Source organism: Parvibaculum sp., from assembly GCF_049672805.1.
Classification (GTDB): domain Bacteria; phylum Pseudomonadota; class Alphaproteobacteria; order Parvibaculales; family Parvibaculaceae; genus Parvibaculum.
Genome location: NZ_JBATWS010000125.1, coordinates 1 through 6,283, shown reverse-complemented (window position 1 = coordinate 6,283; position 6,283 = coordinate 1). Strand labels below are relative to the sequence as shown.

Annotated in this window: 6 protein-coding genes; 1 reads left to right on the top strand and 5 read right to left on the bottom strand. The window is 61.3% G+C overall.

Going from position 1 to position 6,283, the window contains the following annotated elements; translation table 11 throughout:
• From sucC to mdh, 3 genes are all read right to left on the bottom strand, one after another.
• Window positions 1-1,119 (bottom strand): ADP-forming succinate--CoA ligase subunit beta (gene sucC / locus WBF74_RS03965; protein ID WP_424435499.1); only part of this gene is annotated, 1,119 nt, incomplete at its 3' end.
• A gap of 224 nt (window positions 1,120-1,343) precedes the next feature.
• The gene (locus tag WBF74_RS03960) at window positions 1,344-2,426 is read right to left on the bottom strand and encodes an MBL fold metallo-hydrolase (RefSeq protein WP_424435496.1); all 1,083 of its coding nucleotides are present in this window, start codon (window positions 2,424-2,426) and stop codon (window positions 1,344-1,346) included.
• 157 nt (window positions 2,427-2,583) lie between these two features.
• On the bottom strand, window positions 2,584-3,591 hold the full coding sequence (gene mdh / locus WBF74_RS03955) for a malate dehydrogenase (RefSeq protein ID WP_424435493.1): 1,008 nt from the start codon (window positions 3,589-3,591) through the stop codon (window positions 2,584-2,586).
• 305 nt (window positions 3,592-3,896) lie between these two features.
• Between mdh and WBF74_RS03950 the strand changes: the two genes are divergently transcribed.
• The gene (locus tag WBF74_RS03950; RefSeq protein WP_424435490.1) at window positions 3,897-4,538 is read left to right on the top strand and encodes a hypothetical protein; all 642 of its coding nucleotides are present in this window, start codon (window positions 3,897-3,899) and stop codon (window positions 4,536-4,538) included.
• Window positions 4,539-4,586: 48 nt separating this feature from the next.
• Here the strand turns inward: WBF74_RS03950 and zapE are convergent, their stop codons facing one another.
• Window positions 4,587-5,708, bottom strand: a complete 1,122-nt coding sequence (gene zapE / locus WBF74_RS03945; protein WP_424435487.1) for a cell division protein ZapE — start codon at window positions 5,706-5,708, stop codon at window positions 4,587-4,589.
• A gap of 88 nt (window positions 5,709-5,796) precedes the next feature.
• On the bottom strand, window positions 5,797-6,283 hold a 487-nt coding region (locus tag WBF74_RS03940), incomplete at its 5' end, for an arylamine N-acetyltransferase family protein (RefSeq protein ID WP_424435484.1).

Below are 6,283 nucleotides of genomic sequence, written 5' to 3'. Positions count from 1 at the left end.
ATTGTCGGCAGAAATGATGGGCAGGCCGGATTCCGCCATGATCTTCTTGCCGAGATCAACATTGGTGCCTTCGAGACGCACCACCAGCGGCACATTGAGCGACACTTCTTTCGCTGCAGCGACAACGCCTTCGGCGATGATGTCGCAGCGCATGATGCCGCCGAAAATGTTGACCAGAATGCCTTCCACGCTCGGATCGGAGAGGATGATCTTGAAGGCCGCCGTGACCTTCTCCTTCGTCGCACCGCCGCCCACATCGAGGAAGTTCGCAGGCTCCGAGCCATAAAGCTTGATGATGTCCATCGTCGCCATGGCAAGGCCTGCGCCGTTCACCATGCAGCCGATCTTGCCATCGAGCTTGATGTAGTTGAGGTCGTATTTCGACGCTTCGACTTCTGCCGGATCTTCTTCCGTGAGGTCGCGCAGCTCGACAATGTCCTTGTGGCGGTAGAGCGCGTTCGAGTCGAAGTTCACCTTCGCATCGAGACAGACGATCTTGCCCTCGCCCGTCACGACGAGCGGGTTGATTTCGAGCATGCCCATGTCTTCGGAGACGAAGGCATTGTAGAGCTTCTCGATCAGCGCCACACCCTGCTTTGCCTGATCGCCGCTGAGGCCCAGCGCATAGGCAACCTTGCGGCCATGGAACCCGCTGATGCCCGAAGCCGGGTCAACGGAGAAGCTGAGGATCTTTTCCGGCGTCTTGGCCGCCACTTCCTCGATATCCATGCCGCCTTCGGTCGAGGCGATGAAGGCGACGCGCGAGGTCGCGCGGTCAACGAGGATGGAGAGGTAGAGCTCGCGCTCGATGGAGGAACCTTCCTCGATATAGAGGCGGTTCACTTCCTTGCCTTCGGGGCCCGTCTGATGGGTCACGAGCGTCGAACCGAGCAGGCGCCGTGCCTCCTTCTCGACATCCTCGATCGACTTCACCACCTTCACGCCGCCGGCCTTGCCGCGACCGCCCGCATGGATCTGCGCCTTGACGACCCATACCGGCCCGCCCAGCTCTTTCGCTTTCGCGACAGCCTCTTCAGGAGTGAACGCTGCATGCCCCCGGGGCACCGGCACACCGTACTTCGCAAGCACGGCTTTGGCCTGGTATTCGTGAATATTCATGAAAAACCGTCCGGCTGGAAAGCGTCGCGGAAAACCGCTGCGCCAAAGGAAAATATCCGACGCCCACGCGGGCTAGAAAGCCCGGAAAGCCATGTCGGTTGGTTCGGAGTTATATCACCCGGACCGGCTGGCGCAACCGGCAGATGGCCGGAAAACCCCTTTCCCGGCGCGAGTTTCACGCATGAAAAACCGTGCTATCGCAAGGAGATAGCGGTGACGTTGCGTCACCGGAGGTCGCGCGTCACGATCTTTTCCGAGCCCGCAGGCAGTTCGAGATGAAGCCCGTCCCAGGCGACAAGGACACCATCCTTGCGCACATCCGAGACGCCGCGCAGGAAGACGCGCCTGGCGATGGCATTGGGAAGGCGCGGCACGATATGGCTATAGACGAGAAGCTTCACGCCGGCCTCATTGGCAATCTCCGCGCCCTGAACCGGCGTGCTGTGTGCGCCCACAATGTCGTGCATCACCTGCGAGCGGCGGTCCCCGCGCTCTGCCAGCCCCTCTTCCAGCAGCTTCACCATATGGTCGGCCAGCGCCTCATGGATCAGCACATCGGCACCCTTGCCGAACCGGGCGAGATTTGAATCCCGGGACGTATCGCCGCTGAAAACGACCGAGCGGCCCTTATAATCAATGCGATAGCCGAAAGCATTTCCATGCAGCGGCTCATGCGTCACATGAAAGGCGGTGATGGTGAGGCCGTCCTGATCATAAACCGTAGTCGACGTTTCGCGGTCCGGCACCGTCACCTCGACCGCGCGGAAGCCCGCCCCGGCACGCGGAAACAGTTCCTCGCCATGATGGTCGATGCGGGACTGGTTCTCGACGCGATAGGCGCGCGAGAGGCCCTCTGCGAGATCATCAACACCCGCAGGACCATAAAGCACCAGCGCCTCGCTCCGCCCCGCCGCCCAGGTGTTGAGCGCGAGGTCCGGCAAGCCGCCAATATGATCGGAATGGAGGTGGGTGAGGAGAACGCCCGTCACGCCGCCCACCGGCAGGCCATAGGCGGCGAGATTGTTCCAGCCGCCCGTGCCTGCATCGACGAAGAAGAGCTTGTCGCCCGCATAGACCGCATAACAGGCTTGCGCGCGCTCCGGGTCCGGCATGGGCGAGCCCGTGCCGCAAAAGACGACATGCAGAGCATCCTCGCTCAGCACCGCGCCATCAGCCGAAAGATTGGCCTCGACCACACGGCGCAGCATGGCGTCCTGCAGCCCCGGCGAGAACCAGAGGAAAGCAAGGGCGGCTACAGCGAGAAGAACAATCGCGGCCACCACAGCCGCTCCCACACGCTTCGTCATTGGCTCATGCCTCCCCGGCAGCTATTTAATGAATCACATTAAACAGGCATTGCCCGCCAGATCAAGGCGGATCGGCATGATATTGGCATTTTATGTGCCAATAAAAAAGGGCGAACCTTTCGGGTCCGCCCTTTCATGTCACCGGAATGGACCGGGATTACTTCTTCTTTGCGGCCTTCGCCTTGCTTTTGGATGAGGCACCCTTGGCAACTGCCGGCTCGATCTTCTTGCAGGCATCGACAAGGCCCTTCACCGCGTTCACCGAACCCAGGAACTGCTTCTTCTCGGTTGCGTTGAGGTCGATCTCGACAATGCGCTCCACGCCGCCCGCACCGATCACCACCGGCACGCCGACATACATGTCCTTCACGCCGAACTCGCCATTGAGATAGGCGGCGCAGGGAAGAACGCGCTTCTGGTCCTTCAGATAGGCTTCGGCCATCTGGATGCCGGAGGCAGCAGGTGCATAGAAGGCCGAGCCGGTCTTCAGCAGGCTGACGACTTCCGCACCGCCATCGCGCGTACGCTGGATGATCGCGTCAAGACGCTCCTTCGTGGTCCAGCCCATTTTCACGAGGTCGGGAAGCGGAATGCCAGACACCGTGGAATAACGCGCCAGCGGCACCATCGTGTCGCCATGGCCACCAAGCACGAAGGCCGTCACATCTTCAACCGAGACATTGAACTCTTCGGCGAGGAAGTAGCGGAAGCGCGCGCTGTCGAGAACGCCCGCCATGCCGACAACCTTGTTGTGCGGCAGGCCGGAGAACTGACGCAGCGCCCAGACCATCGCATCAAGCGGGTTCGTGATGCAGATGACAAAGGCATTCGGCGCGTATTTCGCAATGCCTTCGCCGACCTGCTGCATCACCTTGAGGTTGATGCCAAGAAGATCGTCGCGGCTCATGCCCGGCTTGCGCGGAACGCCAGCCGTCACGATCACCACATCGGCACCCTTGATGCCCTTGTAGTCATTGGCGCCGGCAAGCGCGACATTATAGCCTTCGACCGGCGAGGTCTGGGCGAGATCGAGTGCCTTGCCCTGCGGCAAACCTTCAGCGATATCGAAGATAACGACATCGCCAAGCTCCTTGAGCCCCGCGAGGAGAGCCAGCGTGCCGCCGATCTGGCCGCCGCCAATAAGTGCGATTTTCTTGCGCGCCATGATGTGTGAAGCCTCCGATTATGCGTGCGCCGTGGTTAATCTGCCTGCCTAGTAGCGTGAATCCGCAGCTTCCGCAACGGAGAGACTAAAAAAGGCGGCAATCAGAAAAGCCCCGAATTTAACCATGAAAACGGTCTCGCGTTGACACAGAAGAGCGCGAGGCCCAAAGATTTTTACTCAATGTAAAGGTTGATCCGCGACGCTCCGTGAAGACGCAGCGCGGATGGCAGCAAGGTCCGGGGGGACCTGCAGCTCTGGCGGTGTGAGCTTCACCCCGTCATGACCTGTCGGTTGGGGGCATGCGTATGACACAGACTTTCCAGGGCGGCTTTTCCGCGAGACTGCCTCGGGCGTTCACCATGGCGCTGGCAGGCTTCGGGCTGCTCGGCCTTTCAGGTTGCGCGGCACCCGTCATCGGCGCCCTCACCATTGGCGAGGTGCTGACCATTGCCGGTATTTCCTCAACCCTGATGACAGGCCGCGACCTTGGCGAACATGCCCTGTCGGCGCTCACGGGCAAGGATTGTCGCTTCCTTGAAGCAGCGCTCCGCGAAGGCCGTTCCTTCTGCGAGGAAAAAGGCTCGCCCGCAACCGCGAATGATTTTGCGGGCCTGCCTGCGCTTTTCGGGGGCAGCGGCAAGGCAGAGGCCGAAACACAGGTCGCCACCGCCAGTCTTGATCCGCAGCTTCTGGGCTTTGCACCTGTGAACCGCCATGCCGCGCATGAGTTCTCGCTCGAAATTGCGCGGGAGGCGGCGCAGGATAAAAAGGCCATTCACTTCGGCATGGTGTCGGCAAGCTTCGGCCAGTCCTGGGCCTATGATCTCGATATCGAGCCGGATACAGGCGACGCCCCGCGGCTCGCACAAGCTGAGCCGGCCCCGGCTCGCGTGCCTGTCACTAGCCTCGGCCTGCGCCCTGCCCACTCGCCCTATATGGGGCTTTGAGCCGGATCGTCATGGCCGGACCTGACCCGGCCATCCACGCCTTGTCCCTCAATCAGCGCTTCTGATGTCGATGTAATCCGCGCTCTGCATCTCCATCAGCCGCGACACGGTGCGCTCGAACTCGAACGCGCCATCGCCTGCCGGGTAAAGCGCCTCGGGCGGCGCCTCTGCCGAGAGGATGAGCTTCGTCTTTGCCTCATAAAGCGCATCAATCAGCGTCACAAAACGCTTCGCCTCATTGCGCCGCTCCGGCCCCATCAGCGGTACGTCGCGGATGATGACGGTGTGGAAGGTCTGCGCGATCTTCAGATAGTCCGCAGCGCCAAGCGGCCTTGCGCAAAGATCGGAAAAGGAAAACCGCGCCACGCCATGCCGCGCTTCCGGCACTTCCACGGCGCGGCCCTTGAGGGAGAGCGTCATCGGCTCGCCATGCGTTGAATCGGTGAGCTTCTCGAACGCATCATCAAGTGCGGCATCCGCTTGCGGTCCGAGCGGCACATGATAGACGGGCAGGCCTTTCAGCCGGTCGAGCCGGTAATCCGTCGCGCTGTCGAGATGGAGGACATCCATCTTCGTTTTCACAAGATCGATGAACGGCAGGAAGCGATGGCGGTTGAGCCCGCCTTCATAGAGCCCGTCCGGCGCGCGGTTCGAGGTTGCGACCACCACCACACCGCGCTCAAACAGATGCTCGAACAGGCGACCAAGGATCGACGCATCGGCAATATCGTGAACCTGAAACTCGTCAAAGCAGAGAAGCGCCGCCTCCTTCGCAATCATGTCGGCCACGGGCGGGATCGGGTCAGAGCCCTTCACCTTCCCGGCCTTTTCCTTCTGCCGCCAATCGAAAATGCGCTCATGCGTCTCCTGCATGAAGGCATGGAAATGGACCCGGCGCTTCGGCGTGATGGCAACCGTGTCGAAGAAGATATCCATCAGCATGGATTTGCCGCGCCCGACACCGCCCCAAATGTAAAGCCCTTCCGGCGGCGTCACGGGCCGCCCGAAACCGAAGCGCGAAAAGGGCCCCGCCTTCTGGCCGGGCCGCCAGTTGCCAAGTTCCTCGGCAAGGTGCTGGAGGCGTGAGGCCACCAAAGCCTGCGCCGCATCCTCGGCGATCTCGCCGCGTGCGATTTTCTCTCTATAGGCGGAAAGCGGACCTGAACTCATGACATTCCGGCTGGTGTGAAGGGCGGCAAAAATCCGCCCGAGAGGGCATAACGCGAAACCGCCCTGTTTTCACCCCGAAACTTGGGCCTTACGCCGCGGCCGACCCCCGCCAGTTCTCGATATAGGGGTCGAGGATGAGCGCTCGCTCCTCATCCGAAAGCGGCAGTTCGAAATGTTCTGCGAGCGCCGCCGCAATCTCCTGCGTCGTCTCCAGAACCTTCTTCTCCACCCGGCCATTGAGATAGCGGATGGTGAGCTCCGTGTTGAAGAGCGACACCCGACGGTCCGGGAAAGGCCGGGCGGCAAGCAGGAACTGCGTGAAGATCGATTGCGGATGGGTGGAGGTGTACCAGTTGGAAACCTCGTAATCGGCACTTGTCTGCACTTCTTCATTGAAGCGGTAAATCGGCACCCAGTTCCCGTCGAGCGGCGCCTGAAGCTCGTAATGCTCCCCATGCCGGATGAGGCGGCGCGGTTCATGCGGCGTTTCCTGCACGCGATCAGTCTCAAAGCGGATCGGCGCTGTCATGGTAAGCCCGCCAAAGCCCACATCCACGATGAACGGCCCTTCAGGC

Coding starts and splice junctions, on each gene's coding strand:
- WBF74_RS03960 (WP_424435496.1), bottom strand. CDS start 2,426: ATGACGAAGCGTGTGGGAGCGGCTGTGGTGGCCGCGATTGTTCTTCTC.
- mdh (WP_424435493.1), bottom strand. CDS start 3,591: ATGGCGCGCAAGAAAATCGCACTTATTGGCGGCGGCCAGATCGGCGGC.
- WBF74_RS03950 (WP_424435490.1), top strand. CDS start 3,897: ATGACACAGACTTTCCAGGGCGGCTTTTCCGCGAGACTGCCTCGGGCG.
- zapE (WP_424435487.1), bottom strand. CDS start 5,708: ATGAGTTCAGGTCCGCTTTCCGCCTATAGAGAGAAAATCGCACGCGGC.